General features: G+C 49.8%; 14 protein-coding genes, 2 tRNA genes, 3 rRNA genes and 1 pseudogene. 15 read left to right on the forward strand and 5 right to left on the reverse strand.

Annotated features, from left to right (window positions below):
- Positions 1–2 precede the first annotated feature (2 nt).
- Complete coding sequence (locus tag UNDYM_RS09545) at positions 3–167, reverse strand: rubredoxin (RefSeq protein ID WP_110258335.1); 165 nt, start codon at positions 165–167, stop codon at positions 3–5.
- A gap of 36 nt (positions 168–203) precedes the next feature.
- On the reverse strand, positions 204–683 hold the full coding sequence (locus UNDYM_RS09550; RefSeq protein WP_162040843.1) for a rubrerythrin family protein: 480 nt from the start codon (positions 681–683) through the stop codon (positions 204–206).
- Between the two features lie 272 nt (positions 684–955).
- Here UNDYM_RS09550 and UNDYM_RS09555 point away from each other — a divergent pair, with 272 nt between their 5' ends.
- Positions 956–3,265, forward strand: a complete 2,310-nt coding sequence (locus UNDYM_RS09555; RefSeq protein WP_162040844.1) for an NADP-dependent malic enzyme — start codon at positions 956–958, stop codon at positions 3,263–3,265.
- A 76-nt stretch (positions 3,266–3,341) separates the two neighbouring features.
- Here UNDYM_RS09555 and UNDYM_RS09560 read toward each other — a convergent pair whose 3' ends face one another.
- Together UNDYM_RS09560 and alkB are read right to left on the reverse strand one after the other, a co-directional pair.
- On the reverse strand, positions 3,342–4,247 hold the full coding sequence (locus UNDYM_RS09560) for a 5'-nucleotidase (RefSeq protein WP_162040845.1): 906 nt from the start codon (positions 4,245–4,247) through the stop codon (positions 3,342–3,344).
- 50 nt (positions 4,248–4,297) lie between these two features.
- On the reverse strand, positions 4,298–4,951 hold the full coding sequence (gene alkB / locus UNDYM_RS09565; RefSeq protein ID WP_162040846.1) for a DNA oxidative demethylase AlkB: 654 nt from the start codon (positions 4,949–4,951) through the stop codon (positions 4,298–4,300).
- A 586-nt stretch (positions 4,952–5,537) separates the two neighbouring features.
- On the opposite strand from alkB, the gene UNDYM_RS09570 reads away from it, so the two are divergent.
- The 6 genes from UNDYM_RS09570 (at position 5,538) to UNDYM_RS09595 (ending at position 12,317) form a co-directional block, all read left to right on the forward strand.
- Positions 5,538–7,066, forward strand: a 16S ribosomal RNA gene (locus UNDYM_RS09570).
- Between the two features lie 112 nt (positions 7,067–7,178).
- Positions 7,179–7,255, forward strand: a tRNA-Ile gene (locus UNDYM_RS09575).
- A gap of 42 nt (positions 7,256–7,297) precedes the next feature.
- Positions 7,298–7,373 (forward strand) — tRNA-Ala (locus UNDYM_RS09580).
- Between the two features lie 427 nt (positions 7,374–7,800).
- Positions 7,801–10,674: ribosomal RNA gene (locus UNDYM_RS09585) — 23S ribosomal RNA — on the forward strand.
- Between the two features lie 256 nt (positions 10,675–10,930).
- A 5S ribosomal RNA gene (gene rrf, locus UNDYM_RS09590) occupies positions 10,931–11,043 on the forward strand.
- The 16S, 23S and 5S rRNA genes sit together here with 2 tRNA genes alongside, the layout of an rRNA operon.
- Before the next feature lie 839 nt (positions 11,044–11,882).
- Positions 11,883–12,317 carry a VOC family protein gene (locus tag UNDYM_RS09595; protein ID WP_162040847.1) on the forward strand — a complete coding sequence of 145 codons (435 nt, stop codon included), beginning with the start codon at positions 11,883–11,885 and terminating at the stop codon, positions 12,315–12,317.
- A gap of 84 nt (positions 12,318–12,401) precedes the next feature.
- Here UNDYM_RS09595 and paaX read toward each other — a convergent pair whose 3' ends face one another.
- A complete protein-coding gene (paaX, locus tag UNDYM_RS09600) occupies positions 12,402–13,322 on the reverse strand; it encodes a phenylacetic acid degradation operon negative regulatory protein PaaX (protein WP_162040848.1) in 921 nt (306 codons plus the stop codon).
- A 196-nt stretch (positions 13,323–13,518) separates the two neighbouring features.
- Here paaX and paaA point away from each other — a divergent pair, with 196 nt between their 5' ends.
- The 8 genes and pseudogenes from paaA to paaK all read left to right on the forward strand — a co-directional run bounded on the left by paaA (position 13,519) and on the right by paaK (position 19,972).
- Positions 13,519–14,508: a 1,2-phenylacetyl-CoA epoxidase subunit PaaA gene (gene paaA, locus UNDYM_RS09605; RefSeq protein WP_162040849.1), complete on the forward strand. Its 990-nt coding sequence runs from the start codon at positions 13,519–13,521 to the stop codon at positions 14,506–14,508.
- Positions 14,509–14,538: 30 nt separating this feature from the next.
- A complete protein-coding gene (gene paaB / locus UNDYM_RS09610) occupies positions 14,539–14,823 on the forward strand; it encodes a 1,2-phenylacetyl-CoA epoxidase subunit PaaB (protein WP_110252930.1) in 285 nt (94 codons plus the stop codon).
- 47 nt (positions 14,824–14,870) lie between these two features.
- Positions 14,871–15,626: a 1,2-phenylacetyl-CoA epoxidase subunit PaaC gene (gene paaC / locus UNDYM_RS09615; protein WP_162040850.1), complete on the forward strand. Its 756-nt coding sequence runs from the start codon at positions 14,871–14,873 to the stop codon at positions 15,624–15,626.
- A gap of 8 nt (positions 15,627–15,634) precedes the next feature.
- Positions 15,635–16,149 (forward strand): annotated as a pseudogene (gene paaD / locus UNDYM_RS09620) (1,2-phenylacetyl-CoA epoxidase subunit PaaD).
- Between the two features lie 43 nt (positions 16,150–16,192).
- Complete coding sequence (paaE, locus tag UNDYM_RS09625; RefSeq protein ID WP_162040851.1) at positions 16,193–17,269, forward strand: 1,2-phenylacetyl-CoA epoxidase subunit PaaE; 1,077 nt, start codon at positions 16,193–16,195, stop codon at positions 17,267–17,269.
- Entirely contained in the window at positions 17,270–18,061 is a 792-nt protein-coding gene (paaG, locus tag UNDYM_RS09630; RefSeq protein ID WP_162040852.1) for a 2-(1,2-epoxy-1,2-dihydrophenyl)acetyl-CoA isomerase PaaG, read from the forward strand.
- 27 nt (positions 18,062–18,088) lie between these two features.
- Entirely contained in the window at positions 18,089–18,583 is a 495-nt protein-coding gene (gene paaI, locus UNDYM_RS09635; RefSeq protein WP_162040853.1) for a hydroxyphenylacetyl-CoA thioesterase PaaI, read from the forward strand.
- Positions 18,584–18,643: 60 nt separating this feature from the next.
- Positions 18,644–19,972 (forward strand): phenylacetate--CoA ligase PaaK, encoded by a 1,329-nt coding sequence (gene paaK, locus UNDYM_RS09640; protein ID WP_162040854.1) that lies wholly within the window; start codon positions 18,644–18,646, stop codon positions 19,970–19,972.
- The last annotated feature ends 30 nt before the right edge of the window (positions 19,973–20,002 follow it).

The raw sequence follows: 20,002 nt of genomic DNA on the forward strand, positions 1-20,002 counted from the left end.
CCTCAGATTTCTATCATGTCAAAATCAGCTTTGGCGACGCCGCAATCAGGGCATTCCCAGTCGGCTGGAATATCATCCCAGCGCGTGCCTGCGGCGATGCCTTCTTCTGGCAAGCCTTTGGATTCTTCATAGATAAAGCCGCATACGATGCATTGGTAAGTTTTCATGGTGTCCTCTGTATATTGTTAAGTGTTTTTCGGGGCTCAGGCCTGATTGGCTTCGAGCACGGCGCGGTAATGATTGGCGTGGCGCTCTTCTACCTTGGCCAGCGCGGCAAAGCGTTTGGCGGCAATTTCTAAAGTCCGCTTAAAGTTTTCAGCGTGTTCCTTAGATTCTGCGATTTGCTCATCGTATTCAGCGACAGCAGCATGGTTGCCTTCTTCCACAGCGAGATGGCGGAATTTTGGGTACATTTCTGTGTATTCATAAGTCTCACCTTCAATGGCAATTTCCAGGGCACGTTGGGGTGTCAGTTGGGTTTTGGGGTATAACAAATCCAGATGGCCGAAGGCATGCATGACTTCCTGATCAGCGGTTGCTTCAAATGCTTCTGCAATGTCAATCGCGCCAGCTTCGCGTGCCAGTTTGGCGAAATAACGGTATTTGATATGGGCCATGGATTCGCCGGCAAAAGCGGATTCAAGGTTCTGGATAGTGACGGATGGGTTTGCCTGGGTGCTCATAATGCTCTCCTTGGTTATTTGCGGTGTTGTTTGCATTTGCTATCAACGTGAGACAGATAATAGATTTTAATAATCGATTTGAAAAGATAATTAATTTTATTAACTCAATAGTTAAAGACTATGTATTTTTGCTTAACAGAATAAATTGCATTTGGTTATGTCAGAAAAGCATAAGAGTCGTACAAATACGTATAAAGTTAGAGGGTTCCCTCTGCTAGAATCTCTATCAGTAAGATTTCCGTAAGCAAAAAAATAGAAAGAAGGTCAAGCACATGGATTCGTCAGATCAAAAAGAGCAAATACGTCAACAATTGCGCCAGGCAGCGCTGGAATATCATGAGTGCCCGACCCCGGGCAAAATCAGCGTTACACCGACCAAACAACTGACGAATCAGCGTGATCTGGCCCTGGCGTACTCCCCCGGAGTTGCTGCCCCCTGTGAAGAAATCGTCGCTGACCCGACTGCTGCATTTAAATACACTGCCCGGGGTAACCTGGTTGGCGTGATCACAAACGGCACTGCGGTACTTGGCCTGGGTAATATCGGCCCACTGGCGTCCAAGCCGGTCATGGAAGGCAAGGGCGTACTGTTCAAGAAGTTTGCCGGTATTGATGTGTTCGATATAGAAATCGCCGAATCTGACCCTGATAAACTGGTCGATATCATCGCTTCCCTGGAGCCTACATTTGGCGGTATCAACCTGGAAGATATCAAGGCACCGGAATGCTTCTATATAGAACGCAAACTGCGTGAACGCATGAAGATACCTGTCTTCCATGATGACCAGCACGGTACGGCGATCATCGTTGGTGCGGCGATCCTGAATGGTTTGAAAGTCGTAGGTAAAACCATCAAAAACACCAAACTGGTGGTGTCTGGTGCCGGTGCCGCAGCGCTGGCCTGCCTGGATTTGATCGTTGATCTCGGCTTCCCGCTCGAAAATATCTTTGTTACCGATCTGGCAGGCGTAGTTTATAAAGGCCGTGTCGAGTTAATGGACCCGGACAAAGAACGTTTTGCGCAAGAGACATCGGCTCGTAGCTTGCGCGATGTGATCCCTGATGCAGATATCTTCCTTGGTTTGTCTGCTGCGGGTGTCTTGAAGCAGGATATGGTCAAGTTGATGGCGCCGAATCCTTTGATCCTGGCCTTGGCCAACCCTACGCCAGAAATCCTGCCTGATGAAGTCAAGGCTGTGCGTGATGATGCCATCATGGCGACCGGACGTTCTGATTTCCCTAACCAGGTTAATAATGTCCTGTGCTTCCCTTATATTTTCCGTGGCGCTCTGGATTGTGGTGCAACCACGATCACACGTGAAATGGAAATCGCGGTTGTGCACGCAATTGCTGAACTGGCCCAGGCTGAGCAATCAGACGTGGTCGCTTCCGCGTACGGCATCAGCAATCTGTCGTTTGGCCCTGAATACCTGATACCCAAGCCGTTTGATCCACGCCTGATGATCAAGATCGCTCCGGCAGTGGCAAGGGCTGCAGAAGAATGCGGTGTTGCAGCGCGCCCTATCAAGGACATGCAGGCCTACGTCGAGAAGTTGCAGCAATTTGTGTATCACAGCGGCACCTTCATGAAACCGCTGTTCCAGATCGCCAAAAAAGCGCCGGCAGAACGCAAACGTATCGTCTTTGCCGAGGGCGAAGAAGAAAAAGTCTTGCGCGCAGTGCAGGTTATTGTCGATGAAAAACTCGCTGCACCTATTTTGGTGGGCCGTCCACACATCCTTGAGCAACGTATAGAAAAATTTGGTCTGCGCCTGAAGGCAGGTGTTGATTTCCTTGTCATCAACCCTGAGCACGATGACCGCTATCGCGATTACTGGCAGACCTATCATCAGATGACTGCCCGCAAGGGTGTGACCGAACAATATGCCAAACTGGAAATGCGTCGCCGTCATTCACTGATTGGTGCGATGATGATCCATAAAGGTGACGCTGACGGCATGATCTGCGGCACATTTGGTACGACAGGTCTGCATCTGAATTACATCAACCAGGTATTGGGCAAGCGTGATGGCGTCAATGTCTATGCTGCCATGAATGGCCTGGTTTTGCCGGATCGCCAGGTCGTGCTGGTCGATACACATGTCAATGAAAACCCGACGGCAGAACAAATTGCTGAAATCACGATTCTGGCTGCAGAAGAAATGCGCCGCTTTGGCCTGATGCCTAAAGCAGCCTTGCTGTCTCATTCAAATTTTGGTTCCAGCAATAGTGAATCCGCGCAAAAAATGCGCGCTGCTCTGGCGATTATCCAGCGTGACGCACCTGATCTTGAAGTAGACGGTGAAATGCATGGTGATACTGCGCTCGACACTAGCTATCGCAAGAAAATGATGCCGGATTCAACATTGAAAAGCGATGCCAATTTGCTCGTCATGCCGAATATTGATGCAGCAAATATTGCCTATAACCTGTTGAAAACAACGGCAGGTAATAATGTTGCGATTGGTCCTATCTTGCTGGGTTGTGCCAAGCCTGTGCATATTTTGACGCCATCGGCAACGGTGCGCCGTATCGTCAACATGACTGCCTTGTGCGTGGTAGATGCGGTAGCACAACGCTAATCATCTTTGAGATGTAAAAAAGCCAGCCTGATGTATGAGGCTGGCTTTTTGTTTTCTGGAAGCTTGTTTCGTTTGCTTATTTGGCCTGCTTGACGGGTACTCTGCCAGTTGGCACAACATTCGACGCGTGCAGACAATGTCCATGTTGATCGTCAAAAAACATGTGCGGCTTGAAGGCGGCCAGGACAGCAGACTTGTTGACGCCGCCCATGAAGAAGGTTTCATCAATTGCGATGTTCCAGGCGCGCAAGGTGCGTATCACTCTTTCATGAGCAGGGGAGGCTCGTGCTGTTACCAGCGCAGTCCGCAGTGGGAAGGCGCGACCATCCGGCGTTTTGAAATTATTCTGTAGATACGATAAAGCCAACAGCAATCTGGCAAATGGCCCTTCCGGCAAAGGCTTCAGGGCATTTTCCCTTTCATGCTGCTCAAAGGCTTCTACACCTTGCTCCTGATAGATGCGTTCAGATTCATCCGAGAAGATGACAGCATCGCCGTCAAAGGCAATGCGTATTTGTTCAGGGTCGGCTGCATTTTCCGGCAAACGATATAGCATTGCCGATGCTACGCCTGAATTGATGGCTGCTTGCACATCATCTTCATGCAGGGATAAAAACAGGCTGACATTAAAAGCCAGCAAGTAGGGTGCAAGTGGTGATCCTCCGGATAAGGCTGCGCGTGTAATATCCAGGCCATAGTGGGCGATGGAATTAAATATGCGCAAAGAAGTTTCGGAAGAATTGCGCGACATGATGACCACTTCCACTAGCCTGTGGCCAGGCGTCAGCTCATTAAGTTTCAATAAGGCTTTTACCAGGGCAAAAGCTGCACCTGGTTTTAAGATACTGTTTTCTTCCTTGAGTTGATGCTGACGATAGGCATCCAGGCCTTGCTCCTGAAAAATCGTCTCTTCCGCTTCCAGATCAAACAGGGCGCGGGAGGAAATTCCTATGACTAAGAGATTATCTAGCGAAAATGGCATATGAGATTGTTTGTCTTGTTATTTGGCGGTGAGATAAAGTGCCGCCCTGTTTATGTAGCCTGACGGAAGGTCAGATTGATTCTTTGTGTTCCCAGGAGTGGATGCGCCACTTCCTTGATGGCTGCTACGCCATGGTAACGCAATCTGGCTGGGCCACCCCAAACTACCACATCACCATGTGCCAGATGATAGCGCTGGACAGCATCACTGCGTTGCATGCCACCAAAAAGAAATGTCGCCGGTATGCCCAATGAAAAGGACACGATAGGTGCACCAAATTTCTTTTCGTCCTTATCCTGATGGAGACTAAGGCGTGACCCCGCCTGATATTGATTGATCAGGCAACTGTCTGGCGTAAAGCCGGGAAAGCCAGCTTCTTGCGCCGCTTGCACAGCCAGTGAATAAAAACTATCTGGCATCGCAGGCCAGTGTTCTCCATTTTCCGGATCATAAGCGCTGTAGCGATAGCCATCGCTATCGGATACCCATCCCACCTCTCCGCAGCAAGTCATCGCTACTGACATGCGGTGACCATTAGGCGTGCGCATTTGCCGGAAAGGGTGCTTGCTTAATATTTGCTGTATGCCATCCAGCAATGTGGCCTCGTGATTCACTGAAAAGTGCCTGAGTATCACAGCACCTTCGCAGATAATTTCAGTCCAGGGCTGTATATTGCTGGCGTCATCAAAGAGTGAATAATTCATAGACTTGCTTCTGCTTCCTCGTGTCGTATATAGAAGCGTAATTCATTTTTTGAAAGTTTGGCTGATAAAGAAAATTTCTCTTGCAAAACAGGTGGGGAATTTGCTATAGTTCGCCTCCCGCTGAAGAGCGGGGTAGAAAGTGAAGTAATTCTCGGTTTGAGCGAAAGAAATAACGCGGAAAGCCGGGGTCTGAAAATATCCTGAAGTAGTTGAGATTGATTCTAAAAGATTTAATCTAAACGAAATAAAAACAGGGTGTTGACAGCGAAAGTAAAGTGCTTCATAATCTCGTTTCTCTGCTGCTGACGCACACAACGCTGCGACGCAAAGCTGGATCAGAAGATGGTCTGGCAGGGTAGAAAAGATTTCGGTTCTTTAACAATTAACAGTCAATAAATGTGGGCACTTGGTGAAGCGCACCAAGCAACTTAGGTTGTTTGGAATGCTTAAATAATATAGCAAGTGTTCACAAGAAATAACAAAGCAAGACGATGATTTAGTAATAGATCATTGAACTGTCAGTATTTTGAGTGAGCGACATGTCACGTATGTGACATAGACAAGAAATTGTCGAAAAACAGAGATTAAACTGAAGAGTTTGATCCTGGCTCAGATTGAACGCTGGCGGCATGCCTTACACATGCAAGTCGAACGGCAGCGCGGGGTAACCTGGCGGCGAGTGGCGAACGGGTGAGTAATATATCGGAACATACCCTAGAGTGGGGGATAACGTAGCGAAAGTTACGCTAATACCGCATACGCACTAAGGTGGAAAGCGGGGGATCGCAAGACCTCGTGCTCATGGAGTGGCCGATATCTGATTAGCTAGTTGGTAGGGTAAAAGCCTACCAAGGCGACGATCAGTAGCTGGTTTGAGAGAACGACCAGCCACACTGGAACTGAGACACGGTCCAGACTCCTACGGGAGGCAGCAGTGGGGAATTTTGGACAATGGGGGCAACCCTGATCCAGCAATGCCGCGTGAGTGAAGAAGGCCCTCGGGTTGTAAAGCTCTTTTGTCAGGGAAGAAACGGTGGTTCCTAATACGGACTGCTAATGACGGTACCTGAAGAATAAGCACCGGCTAACTACGTGCCAGCAGCCGCGGTAATACGTAGGGTGCAAGCGTTAATCGGAATTACTGGGCGTAAAGCGTGCGCAGGCGGTTTTATAAGTCTGATGTGAAATCCCCGGGCTCAACCTGGGAACTGCATTGGAGACTGTAAGGCTAGAGTGTGTCAGAGGGGGGTAGAATTCCACGTGTAGCAGTGAAATGCGTAGATATGTGGAGGAATACCGATGGCGAAGGCAGCCCCCTGGGATAACACTGACGCTCATGCACGAAAGCGTGGGGAGCAAACAGGATTAGATACCCTGGTAGTCCACGCCCTAAACGATGTCTACTAGTTGTCGGGTCTTAATTGACTTGGTAACGCAGCTAACGCGTGAAGTAGACCGCCTGGGGAGTACGGTCGCAAGATTAAAACTCAAAGGAATTGACGGGGACCCGCACAAGCGGTGGATGATGTGGATTAATTCGATGCAACGCGAAAAACCTTACCTACCCTTGACATGGAAGGAATCCCGAAGAGATTTGGGAGTGCTCGAAAGAGAACCTTTACACAGGTGCTGCATGGCTGTCGTCAGCTCGTGTCGTGAGATGTTGGGTTAAGTCCCGCAACGAGCGCAACCCTTGTCATTAGTTGCTACGAAAGGGCACTCTAATGAGACTGCCGGTGACAAACCGGAGGAAGGTGGGGATGACGTCAAGTCCTCATGGCCCTTATGGGTAGGGCTTCACACGTCATACAATGGTACATACAGAGGGCCGCCAACCCGCGAGGGGGAGCTAATCCCAGAAAGTGTATCGTAGTCCGGATTGTAGTCTGCAACTCGACTACATGAAGTTGGAATCGCTAGTAATCGCGGATCAGCATGTCGCGGTGAATACGTTCCCGGGTCTTGTACACACCGCCCGTCACACCATGGGAGCGGGTTCTGCCAGAAGTAGTTAGCTTAACCGCAAGGAGGGCGATTACCACGGCAGGGTTCGTGACTGGGGTGAAGTCGTAACAAGGTAGCCGTATCGGAAGGTGCGGCTGGATCACCTCCTTTCTAGAGTAGCGCGTAGTTAAGTGTCCACACTTATTGACTGTTAATGATAATGAACAGAGAACGGTTTGCGTCGGGGTAGCAATGACCGGACAGCGACTGAAGGTTCAGTAGCGGGTCTGTAGCTCAGTTGGTTAGAGCACCGTGTTGATAACGCGGGGGTCGTTGGTTCGAGCCCAACCAGACCCACCAGGTTGATTGAATAAAAGTGGAATAAAGCTTTTATTTGAATATGGGGGATTAGCTCAGCTGGGAGAGCACCTGCTTTGCAAGCAGGGGGTCGTCGGTTCGATCCCGTCATCCTCCACCAAGAAATCGCAAACCTAAGTCAGCGAATATCAGTAAGTAGTTAAGTACTGATAAAAAGTAAAACGTTGAGATTTAGGTTTGTACTTTCAAAGCGAAAGACATAGTAATAAGTAGTTCTCGTTCTTTAACAATTTAGAAGAAGTAAAGTAGAAATAATCAAAATTATTTCTGTAAAGAGAAGTCAGCGCAGTCAGTAATGACAGTGTTGATGGAAATTATGGAAGGGTTGTGATTGTATCGAACAAACATAGTATTAAAAGCGAGTTTGAAAAAGCTGTCGAAAGACAAGTTTTAGAAATATCAAATTCCTTGAGATACGGCAAACGCTAAAGTAATACTCATAAGTAGTAAAGAACTATAACCGGTTTTTGGTGATGAACCTGAAGTTGAAGAGATTCAATGACAGACACCAGAGGCTAACGTTATAGGGACAAGTGACTAAGTGCACATGGTGGATGCCTTGGCGATATCAGGCGATGAAGGACGTAGTAGCTTGCGATAAGCTGCGGGGAGTGAGCAAACACACATTGATCCGCAGATTTCCGAATGGGGAAACCCGGCCGTAAGGTCATTGCAACCTGAATACATAGGGTTGCAAAGCGAACGTGGCGAACTGAAACATCTAAGTAGCTACAGGAAAAGAAATCAACCGAGATTCCCAAAGTAGTGGCGAGCGAAATGGGAAGAGCCTGCAAGATTTAGCATCTTTGATAATAAAACGGAATGGAAAGTCCGGCCATAGAGGGTGATAGCCCCGTATATGAAATCATCGGTGTGGAACTAAGTTTGCGACAAGTAGGGCGGGACACGAGAAATCCTGTCTGAACATGGGGGGACCATCCTCCAAGGCTAAATACTCGATATCGACCGATAGTGAACCAGTACCGTGAGGGAAAGGCGAAAAGAACCCCGGGAGGGGAGTGAAATAGAACCTGAAACCGTGTGCATACAAACAGTAGGAGCGGACTTGTTCCGTGACTGCGTACCTTTTGTATAATGGGTCAGCGACTTACATTCAGTGGCAAGGTTAACCGCATAGGGAAGCCGTAGAGAAATCGAGTCCGAATAGGGCGAATCAGTCGCTGGGTGTAGACCCGAAACCAAGTGATCTACTCATGGCCAGGTTGAAGGTGCGGTAACACGCACTGGAGGACCGAACCCACTAATGTTGAAAAATTAGGGGATGAGCTGTGGGTAGGGGTGAAAGGCTAAACAAACTTGGAAATAGCTGGTTCTCTCCGAAAACTATTTAGGTAGTGCCTCAAGTATCACCGACGGGGGTAGAGCACTGTTATGGCTAGGGGGTCATCGCGACTTACCAAACCATTGCAAACTCCGAATACCGTTGAGTGCGAGCTTGGGAGACAGACATCGGGTGCTAACGTCCGGTGTCAAGAGGGAAACAACCCAGACCGCCAGCTAAGGTCCCAAAGTATAGCTAAGTGGAAAACGAAGTGGGAAGGCTAAAACAGTCAGGAGGTTGGCTTAGAAGCAGCCACCCTTTAAAGAAAGCGTAATAGCTCACTGATCGAGTCGTCCTGCGCGGAAGATGTAACGGGGCTAAGCTATACACCGAAGCTGCGGATATCCGTAAGGATATGGTAGGAGAGCGTTCTGTAAGCCTGCGAAGGTGACTTGTAAAGGTTGCTGGAGGTATCAGAAGTGCGAATGCTGACATGAGTAGCGATAATGGGGGTGAAAAGCCTCCACGCCGTAAGCCCAAGGTTTCCTGTTCAACGTTCATCGGAGCAGGGTGAGTCGGCCCCTAAGGCGAGGCAGAGATGCGTAGCTGATGGGAAGCAGGTTAATATTCCTGCACCGTCGTATGATGCGATGGGGGGACGGATCGCGGAAGGTTGTCCGACTGTTGGAATAGTCGGTTTTTAACCTGGAGAAGGCTGTTAGGCAAATCCGGCAGCGTAATTCAAGGGGTTGAGACGAGTGAATTTATTCACGAAGCAATCGGAAGTGGTTCCAAGAAAAGCCTCTAAGCTTCAGTCATACGAGACCGTACCGCAAACCGACACAGGTGGGCGAGATGAGTATTCTAAGGCGCTTGAGAGAACTCGGGAGAAGGAACTCGGCAAATTGGTACCGTAACTTCGGGATAAGGTACGCCCTTGTAGTTTGACTGCCCTGCGGCAGAAGGACGAAGGGGTTGCAATAAACTGGTGGCTGCGACTGTTTAATAAAAACACAGCACTCTGCAAACACGAAAGTGGACGTATAGGGTGTGACGCCTGCCCGGTGCTGGAAGATTAAATGATGGGGTGCAAGCTCTTGATTGAAGTCCCAGTAAACGGCGGCCGTAACTATAACGGTCCTAAGGTAGCGAAATTCCTTGTCGGGTAAGTTCCGACCTGCACGAATGGCGTAACGATGGCCACACTGTCTCCTCCCGAGACTCAGCGAAGTTGAAATGTTTGTGATGATGCAATCTACCCGCGGCTAGACGGAAAGACCCCATGAACCTTTACTGTAGCTTTGCATTGGACTTTGAATCGATCTGTGTAGGATAGGTGGGAGGCTTTGAAGCGTGGACGCCAGTTTGCGTGGAGCCATCCTTGAAATACCACCCTGGTTTATTTGAGGTTCTAACCTTGGCCCGTTATCCGGGTCGGGGACAGTGCATGGTAGGCAGTTTGACTGGGGCGGTCTCCTCCCAAAGTGTAACGGAGGAGTTCGAAGGTACGCTAGGTACGGTCGGACATCGTGCTAATAGTGCAATGGCATAAGCGTGCTTAACTGCGAGACTGACAAGTCGAGCAGGTACGAAAGTAGGACATAGTGATCCGGTGGTTCTGTATGGAAGGGCCATCGCTCAACGGATAAAAGGTACTCTGGGGATAACAGGCTGATTCCTCCCAAGAGTTCATATCGACGGGGGAGTTTGGCACCTCGATGTCGGCTCATCACATCCTGGGGCTGTAGCCGGTCCCAAGGGTATGGCTGTTCGCCATTTAAAGTGGTACGTGAGCTGGGTTTAAAACGTCGTGAGACAGTTTGGTCCCTATCTGCCGTGGGCGTTGGAAGTTTGAAGGGGGCTGCTCCTAGTACGAGAGGACCGGAGTGGACGAACCTCTGGTGTATCGGTTGTCACGCCAGTGGCATTGCCGAGTAGCTATGTTCGGAAGAGATAACCGCTGAAAGCATCTAAGCGGGAAACTCGCCTTAAGATGAGACTTCCCAGAGACTTGATCTCTTTAAAGGGTCGTTCGAGACCAGGACGTTGATAGGCTGGGTGTGGAAGTGCAGTAATGCATTAAGCTAACCAGTACTAATTGCCCGTAAGGCTTGTCCCTATAACCTTAGCAGGTAATAGGCTACGACAAGTATTGTGAAGTGTTTGCGAAATGTGCCTCTGTGAAAATCAATAGAACAGAGAGCAAGTTCGACAGCAGTCACAACCACCACAGTAAGCGATGGTCTCGCTTACTGTGAAAATTAAGTAATTCTTGATTAGTGCGAATAAGATCGCACACTCTACGACACTTCTTCTGAATTGGATTTGTTGCAGGCCACAAAACAACGTGACCCTCAACGAATCAACAAGTTATGCCTGATGACCATAGCTAATCGGTACCACCCCTTCCCATCCCGAACAGGACCGTGAAACGATTACGCGCCAATGATAGTGCTGCAACCAGTGTGAAAGTAGGTTATCGTCAGGCTTTTATTCCGCAGACCCCCACTCAAGCAATTGTGTGGGGGTTTTGCTTTTGCTCGAACGGAAATATCCCGGGTCGCAGCAAACAAAAACTACGTCAAGACCTCTCAACACAGAGGCACTGAGACACAGAGGGGCACTGAGAAAGGCGAGAACGGCAAAAGAACAGCAAAAACATGCGAACTTCTCTGTTTTTACTCTGTGACTCAGGCACTTTGTATTTTATTCTTGAAGCACTGGCATCCAATTCATCTCAATAGAGTGCGCCGTGCGCACTGCTTCTTCATTGCTCAATCGCTTTCTTATTCACCGCACGGCCCGTCAACCAACGACACTGGGCTCCAGCCTTCGCTGGAGCGACGATAATCTGGCTAATTCTCTTATGACCAGAACGGCTGGCTGCCTGCATCGCTGCTCAACTTGCTGGATAGTTCAAATCTTTGCATTCGGATGCGCGTATTTCAGCGTGAAAACTTAACATCGTCGCTCCTGCGCAGGCAGGAGCCCAGTGGCGTTCTTGGATTAACAGAGGCGTCCGCTTGGGGATAGGTACTTATCCAGTCACTTAATTCATGCGTATTGGAGGCATTCTTTTGAGTAACTGCTGCTAGAGTATCATTTTCTCTTCGGCGCGACTCTCCTGTATCGATTTACCCTCAATGCAAGTCAATACGATTATTGAGCAATTTGATTGAGATAACATTCGCAAGCGACAGTTCTGGAAAGATCCCATACAATTTTCATGATAACTTCTGTATGACGATGAATCTCCCAGATTGAAAACTCGTCATATATCAAGTGTAGCGAACAAGTGCATCAACAATTAAATGAGGACGCAAGCCTATGGCAATTAAGCGAATGGACAACATTCTCATCGTTGTCGATGACCTCGAAGCTGTCAAAGCCTTCTTTATTGCGCTTGGCCTGACACTTGAGGGAGAGACGACAGTCGAAGGCCCTTTGATAGGCAACCTGATCGCTCTAAAGGATGTCCGCGCGACTCTCGCAATGATGCGGACTCCTGACGGTCAGGGAATTGAGCTTGATAAATTCCACACTCCTGAAGCGATCAGGTTCGGGCCTGTGGATGCGCCTGTGAATACACTGGGTCTGCGCCGTATCATGTTTGCCGTCGATGGCATTCACGATGTTGTGGCCCGCATGCTTGAATATGGGGCAGAGCTGATTGGCGAAATGCAGTATGAGAATGCGTACAGCCTGGCTTATATCCGTGGGCCGGAAGGTATCATTGTTGCGCTTGCCGAACAGTTAGCCTGAGACGTGGCTATAAGCTGGTGCCTTAACGCTCGCATAGCTTTCAATACTACATAAACCGAAATGATATAAAACAGAAACGTGGCTTCAAAAAAGTCCACCAAACCTTTCTTGCAAACTCAAGCCACTGTCCTGTCGATGTTCAGGGTCCAGTACCTGACTCAACAAATTTTCTGCTGGCCGGAAACAGGCCCGGTAGAGATCGCGGCATAACCGGTAAGCCTCATCACCCAGCCAGCCTTCGGGGCGCAAACTGCTTGGTAAATTGGGATCGTGCAATTGGGTGCGACGGAAGCTATGTATCAGCAGACTGCGAATGACAAAGGCCGCGTGCTCAGGCAAATTCTGTCCTTGCACCAGTTTTATCAGTGGTGAGAATGCTTCAATAAAATTCTTGTAGGCGATATTTACTTCATCGAGCTGCCAGTGGCTGGCGATCAGTGATGGCAGGGGGCGCGCATTGGGCAAGTTCAAATCGCTGGTGCGACATACCGTGCATAATCCGGCAAAACCATTGCGTCCCAGCACATTTTGCAAGGCTGCGGTATCTGCCTGGGGGTGGGCAAATACCCCGGCATTGATCATGCGAAAGCCTTCCCATAACAATTCTTTTTTCAGACTCGCTTTATTGCCGGTGGAGGTATCGTCACCACTCATGATGACCAGGGTCCAGTAGTGATCCCACTTGCCAGTTTGTGGCACATACACGCGCTTGTAGGCATGCTGGAACCTGGCATAGCTTGCGGTTGCCAGTTGATATGTGCTGCGCCTTCCATCCCGTCTGGCTTCCAGCCAGCCTTCTTCGGCCAGTCTGAACACGCTAGTGCGTACCAATCTGTCATTAATGCCAAAATGACTCATTAATGAGATTAAACTACCAAGCCATATCGTGCCGCCGTGCGGGGCAATGGCATCGCCAAATACTGTCATCACCAGGGATTTTGCCCTGGGCGGATTATTGGTAAGTTGCTGGTCTATCCAGGTTTGGATGGCAGTGCTGGTCTGCATGCGGCTGTTGTGTGTTGATATGTGATTATTGGTTGTTGTTCAGATTTTACCTATGGTGTAGCTAATGAGGGGTAAATCCCTCAAAAAATTAAAATGATACAAAAAAACTTCAACATCAATAAAAACTGTATCATATAATTGTTTGACGCAGATCAATCTTCCATGTTCGCATCCTCAGGATGCCAAGGAGTGTTTCATGTATGCACAATTAGTCGAAACCGGCTTGAGCAAGCTCAAAACTGCAGAAGAGTTGAGCGATGCCGAGCGTGCTTTTCAAGAGCGCATCGATGCCGGTATCCGTATTGAAGCCAAAGACTGGATGCCAGATGCCTACAGAAAAACCCTGATACGGCAAATCTCCCAACATGCGCATTCAGAAATCGTTGGTCAATTACCAGAGGGTAACTGGGTCACCCGCGCACCTACGTTAAAACGCAAAGCCATCTTGCTGGCAAAAATCCAGGATGAGGCAGGGCATGGTCTGTATCTTTACAGCGCTGCCGAAACCCTGGGTGTGTCACGCGATGAGCTGCTGGCCGACCTGCATTCCGGTAAAGCCAAGTATTCTAGCATCTTCAATTACCCGACCCTGAGTTGGGCTGATATGGGTGCGATAGGCTGGCTGGTTGATGGCTCAGCCATCATCAACCAGATCCCTTTGTGCCGCTGTTCTTACGGTCCATATTCACGTGCCATGATACGCGTCTGCAAGGAAGAATCCTTCCATGCGCGCCAGGGTTACGACATCATGATGACCTTGTGCCGTGGCACAGCAGAGCAAAAAGCCATGGCGCAAGATGCACTGAATCGTTACTGGTGGCCAGCGCTGATGATGTTTGGCCCGTCTGATGCAGCATCGGTGAATAGCGCTCAATCTGCGCAATGGCGTATCAAGCTTTTTTCCAATGATGAACTGCGTCAGCGCATGGTGGATCAGACAGTGCCACAGATTGAATACCTGGGCCTGGAGCTGCCTGATCCTGCCATCAAATGGAATGAAGAACGTGGCCATTATGATTTTGGTGAAATCAACTGGGATGAGTTTTACCAGGTCTTGAAAGGCAATGGGCCCTGCAACCGCGAACGTCTGCGTACCCGTGTCAAGGCCTATGACGACGGCGCGTGGTTCCGTGATGCCTTGCAGGCCCATGCCGACAAGCAGCAACAACACAAAAAGAGCGCATAAAAAAATATATAAGAGAGCAGGAGACAGATCATGAGCAAAGAATGGCCCTTGTGGGAAGTATTTATCCGCAGCCAGCACGGTTTGGCGCACAAGCATGTAGGTAGCCTGCATGCTCCGGATGCCGAAATGGCGATCAACCACGCGCGTGATGTCTACACACGCCGCAATGAAGGTGTCAGCATCTGGGTGGCACGTGCTGGTGATATTTTCGCCAGCAGCCCAGGTGACAAAGAAGCTTTGTTTGAACCATCAAACAGCAAGGTATATCGTCATCCGACCTTCTTCCCTATGCCGGATGAAGTCAAGAATCTGTAGTTGAACTCTGTCTATACATCATCGCTAAATAATTCTGGAGAATTGAGATGTCAGAGGATAAGTTCAATCATGTTTTGCGTCTGGCAGACCATGCCATGATACTCAGTCAGCGCTTGTCGCAATGGTGTGGCAAGGGGCCTGCGCTGGAAGAGGACATGGCATTGACCAATGTAGCGCTGGATTTGATAGGTCAAGCCAGGCTCTGGTATGCCTATGCGGCAGAGCTGGAAGGCAAGGGACGTACCGAAGATGATCTGGCGTTCTTGCGGGATGCCCACGACTTTCATAATTTCTTATTGCTCGAACAGCCTAACGGTAATTATGCAGATACCCTGATGCGGCAATTCCTGTTTGACACCTGGCATTACCATTACTTGCAAGCGCTGAAGCAATCGACGGATCAGAAGATTGCTGCCATCGCAGAAAAATCACTGAAAGAAGTCACTTACCATTTGCGCCGCAGCAGTGACCTGGTGGTACGTCTGGGTGATGGTACTGAATTGAGTCAGAAAATGATGCAGACCGCTGTCGACGAGTTATGGCGCTTCACTGGCGAAATGTTCATGGACGACGAGATCGACGTCGCCATGCATGCGGCAGGTGTAGCTCCTTTACCTTCAGATTTGAAAGCCGCTTGGGATACCCATCTGGCCGATGTCATGCATGCCGCCACCTTGCGCCTGCCGGACGCTAATAGCTGGATGCAAAAGGGGGGCAAGCAAGGCGTACATACTGAACACATGGGTTACCTGCTGGCAGAAATGCAATTCCTGCAGCGTGCCTATCCGGGGGCACAATGGTAGCTTCTGCCATGGACTGTGGGCAAACTCCACCTGCCAGCACAGGGCAGATATGGCAATGGCTGGGTGAGATCAGCGACCCTGAAATTCCGGTCATTTCGGTGACGGATCTGGGTATTATCCGCGCAGTGGAATGGCAGGGGGCGAGTGTGTCATAACGATTACCCCTACGTATTCCGGATGCCCGGCCATGGATGTGATTGCCGAAGAAATAGTCAAGGCATTGCAGGCGCATGGCATCAAACCGCCCAGCATTGTTTATCAATTGTCGCCCGCCTGGAGTACCGACTGGATGACAGAAGCTGGCAAGCAAAAGCTTAGCGGCTATGGCATCGCACCACCACAGCAACAAGTGGTGGATATCTCTTCCATCCAACGTTATCGCGAAGTGCAGCCTGCTATCGCTTGTCCGCAATGCGGTTCTGTCGATACCCAACTGATCAGCCAGTTTGGATCAACTGCCTGCAAGGCGCTGTATAAATGCAAGGCTTGCCTGGAACCTTTTGATTACTTCAAACCGCACTGAGCGAATAATAAGAATAAAAAAGCATAAAAGGAGACGACAATACATGAGCAAATTTTACCCGCTGACAGTCAGCCAGATACGGCCAGAAACCCGTGATGCCGTAGTCTTGAGTTTTGCCGTGCCAGCCGATTTGCAGACGCAGTTTACCTATCGCGAAGGACAGCACCTGAACTTGCGCGCGAAGATAGCAGGCGAAGATGTACGGCGCTCTTATTCGATTTGTTCGGCTGTGCAGGATGGGCAGTTGCGGGTTGCCATCAAGCGCGTGCAAGGTGGTGCATTTTCCAACTGGGTGCATGACAGCTTACGTACAGGTATGGAGATCGAAGTCATGCCCGCCATGGGGCATTTCAATTTGCCGCTGGCTGCGGAACATGAAAAGCATTATCTTGCATTTGCCGCAGGCAGTGGCATCACGCCTTTGCTGTCCATCATCAAGACTACACTACAGACAGAGCCGCACAGTAAATTTACCCTGGTGTATGGCAATCGGGCATCATCGACAGTCATGTTCAAGGAAGAATTGGCAGCGCTGAAAGACAGCTATTTGCAGCGCTTGAACCTGATTTACATTATGAGCCGCGAGCAGCAGGATATTGACTTGTTTAATGGCCGCATCACCGCTGAAAAATGCCTGAACCTGTTTGACCGATGGATACGTATAGACGACATGGATGCGGCCTTCATCTGTGGGCCGGAAGACATGATGCATGCCGTCAGCGCTGCGCTGCAACAGCGCGGCATGCCCAAAGAGCATATCAAGGTCGAGTTGTTTGCCGCCAGCATACCGACGCACCGGCATGTCGCCAGCGCCAAGCCTTTGCCAGGTAAATCATCCTGTGCCGTGACGATTATCATGGATGGTCATCACACCCATTTCGACATGGAAAAAGACAAGGAATCTGTACTGGATGCCGCCCTAAAGCTAGGGCATGATATGCGTTATTCCTGCAAGGGCGGTGTGTGTTCTACCTGTCGTTCCAAGGTCGTGGAAGGCAAGGTCGATATGGACAGGAATTACGCCCTGGAAGATTATGAAGTGGCACGCGGATTTGTGCTGACCTGCCAGAGCTTCCCGGTCAGTGATAGCCTGACCCTGGATTTTGATAGCGAGAATTGAATGGACTATTCCCACATCCTGTTTCACATCAGTGACGGCATTGCCCACCTGACCCTGAACCGCCCGGAAAAGCTTAATAGTTTCAACGTTGCCATGCATCTGGAAATACAGGATGCACTAGAAAAATTGCGGGCTGATGCCTCGGTACGCGTCATGATATTGACAGGTGCCGGGCGCGGCTTTTGCGCAGGCCAGGATTTATCTGACAGAGCTGTGAGTGCGGATGGCGCACCACCTGATTTGGGAGCATCTGTAGAAAAATACTACGCACCTTTGGTACTGGCCTTGCGTGCTTTACCCATCCCGGTTATTTGCGCAGTGAATGGTGTAGCAGCCGGCGCCGGTGCCAATTTGCCGCTGGCCTGCGATATCGTACTGGCAGCACGTTCTGCCAGTTTCGTGGAAGTCTTTTGCAAGCTGGGTCTGATACCAGATACTGGCGGCACTTATTTCCTGCCACGCGCCCTGGGCACAGCCAGAGCCATGGGTGCAGCCATGCTGGGCGGCAAAATCAGTGCTGAACAGGCAGAGCAATGGGGCCTGATCTGGAAGTGTGTGGATGATGATCAGTTGCAGGCTGAAGCCATGGCTTTGGCCACGCATTTTGCATCTGCCCCGACCAAGGGCCTGGCCTTTACCAAGCAGGCAATCTATGCCAGTCCACAGCATACTTTGGAGCAGCAATTGACTCTGGAAACCAAGATGATGCGTGAACTGGGGCAAAGCCAGGACTATCGTGAAGGTGTGGCGGCGTTTGTAGAGAAGCGCGCCCCCAAATTTGTTGGCAAGTAAGTTTGATTGACCTGAGGAAAAGCATAGATGAGCACAGAGATCAGTCAAATAAGTAAGCAATTTGCCAAAGGCAGTCAGCACATGGCAGAACTCACTGCCGCCGCCATGTTTGCTAGCGATGCCGCAACGCGCGGGCTGGACATGCAGATAGTGTACGTAGCTGAAGGTACGGCAACACTCAGTATGTTGATCAGGCCTGACATGCTGAACGGGCACAAGACCTGCCACGGCGGTTATTTGTTTACCCTGGCTGACAGCGCTTTTGCCTTTGCCTGCAATAGCCGCAACCATGTCACTGTCGCTGCCGGATGCAGCATAGAATTTCTGTCACCAGGGCGCGAAGGTGATGTCATCACCGCGACTGCGACAGAGCAATCACTGACTGGCCGCACCGGTATCTACGATGCACGTCTGACTAATCAGCATGGCCAATTGATCGCGCTGTTCCGTGGTAAATCACATAAGCTGAATGCGGAAGTTGTACCGGGTCTGGTATTGCAAGAAAACGCAATTCCAGATTGAACTTGTGTTTAGCCATCAATCATAGAAACGAAATCAGGATAAGTGAGCGGGAGACAAAACATGGCAGACAACACAGACAGAAAAATAGCTACGGGTTTGGACGCAATAGAAACGGCAAGCAAAGACGAACTTCAGGCCCTGCAATTGCAGCGACTGAAATGGACATTGCAACACGTCTATAACAACGTCCCGCATTACCGCACCAGTTTTGATGCGGCGGGTGTACACCCTGATGATTTGAAAACCCTGGCTGACCTGGCGAAATTTCCATTCACAGGCAAGAAGGATTTACGCGACAACTATCCTTTCGGCATGTTTGCCGTACCGCGTGAAAAAGTGGTCAGGGTACATGCATCCAGCGGCACCACAGGCAAACCAACGGTAGTTGGTTACACGCAAAAAGATATTGATAACTGGGCAGACCTGGTCGCGCGCTCTATCCGTGCGGCTGGTGGCCGTACAGGCGACATCGTGCAAGTCTCTTACGGCTATGGCTTGTTCACTGGCGGCCTGGGTGCGCATTATGGTGCTGAGCGCCTCGGCTGTACCGTCATCCCCATGTCTGGTGGCCAGACAGAAAAACAGGTGCAACTGATACAGGATTTTCAACCATCCATCATCATGGTCACGCCTTCTTATATGCTTAATATCATAGAAGAAATGACGCGTCAGGGCATAGATGCTGCCAACACTTCGCTGCGTATAGGCATCTTCGGTGCGGAGCCGTGGACCGATGCCATGCGCAGTGAAATCGAAACGCGGGCAGGTATTGATGCCGTTGATATCTATGGCTTGTCAGAAGTCATGGGGCCAGGTGTGGCCAGTGAATGTATAGAAAGCAAAGATGGTCCAGTGATCTGGGAAGATCATTTTTATCCAGAGATTATCAATCCCGAAACGGGTGAAGTTCTGCCTGATGGTGAAGAGGGCGAGCTGGTGTTTACCTCACTGAGCAAGGAAGCTTTTCCTGTCATACGCTATCGTACCCGCGACCTGACACGCTTACTGCCACCGACTTCGCGCGCCATGCGTCGCATGGGCAAGATCACTGGTCGCTCCGACGACATGCTCATTATCCGTGGCGTGAATTTATTCCCTACACAAGTAGAAGAACTGATACTCAAACACCCACAACTGGCACCGCAATATCAACTGATAGTGACGCGTGAAGGTCATATGGACAAGCTTGATATCGTAGCTGAACTGCGGCCTGAAGTATCAGGCACTTTGTCAGAGCAGGATGTGAAGCAATTGCATCAGCAGCTTGAGCATCATATCAAGACCTTTATCGGTGTCAGTTGCCATGTCAGCATACTGCCAGCCAACAGCATAGAACGCACCATGGTCGGCAAGGCCAGGCGTGTAGTAGATAATCGCAAGAAAGCTTGAGTATTCAAAGCAAATAAAATAAAAGGACGA

The organism is Undibacterium sp. YM2 (assembly GCF_009937975.1).
GTDB lineage: Bacteria > Pseudomonadota > Gammaproteobacteria > Burkholderiales > Burkholderiaceae_D > Undibacterium.

Coding starts and splice junctions, on each gene's coding strand:
- UNDYM_RS09560 (WP_162040845.1), bottom strand. CDS start 4,247: ATGCCATTTTCGCTAGATAATCTCTTAGTCATAGGAATTTCCTCCCGC.
- UNDYM_RS09550 (WP_162040843.1), bottom strand. CDS start 683: ATGAGCACCCAGGCAAACCCATCCGTCACTATCCAGAACCTTGAATCC.
- UNDYM_RS09555 (WP_162040844.1), top strand. CDS start 956: ATGGATTCGTCAGATCAAAAAGAGCAAATACGTCAACAATTGCGCCAG.
- paaB (WP_110252930.1), top strand. CDS start 14,539: ATGAGCAAAGAATGGCCCTTGTGGGAAGTATTTATCCGCAGCCAGCAC.
- paaI (WP_162040853.1), top strand. CDS start 18,089: ATGAGCACAGAGATCAGTCAAATAAGTAAGCAATTTGCCAAAGGCAGT.
- paaA (WP_162040849.1), top strand. CDS start 13,519: ATGTATGCACAATTAGTCGAAACCGGCTTGAGCAAGCTCAAAACTGCA.
- paaE (WP_162040851.1), top strand. CDS start 16,193: ATGAGCAAATTTTACCCGCTGACAGTCAGCCAGATACGGCCAGAAACC.
- UNDYM_RS09545 (WP_110258335.1), bottom strand. CDS start 167: ATGAAAACTTACCAATGCATCGTATGCGGCTTTATCTATGAAGAATCC.
- paaX (WP_162040848.1), bottom strand. CDS start 13,322: ATGCAGACCAGCACTGCCATCCAAACCTGGATAGACCAGCAACTTACC.
- UNDYM_RS09595 (WP_162040847.1), top strand. CDS start 11,883: ATGGCAATTAAGCGAATGGACAACATTCTCATCGTTGTCGATGACCTC.
- paaC (WP_162040850.1), top strand. CDS start 14,871: ATGTCAGAGGATAAGTTCAATCATGTTTTGCGTCTGGCAGACCATGCC.
- paaK (WP_162040854.1), top strand. CDS start 18,644: ATGGCAGACAACACAGACAGAAAAATAGCTACGGGTTTGGACGCAATA.
- alkB (WP_162040846.1), bottom strand. CDS start 4,951: ATGAATTATTCACTCTTTGATGACGCCAGCAATATACAGCCCTGGACT.
- paaG (WP_162040852.1), top strand. CDS start 17,270: ATGGACTATTCCCACATCCTGTTTCACATCAGTGACGGCATTGCCCAC.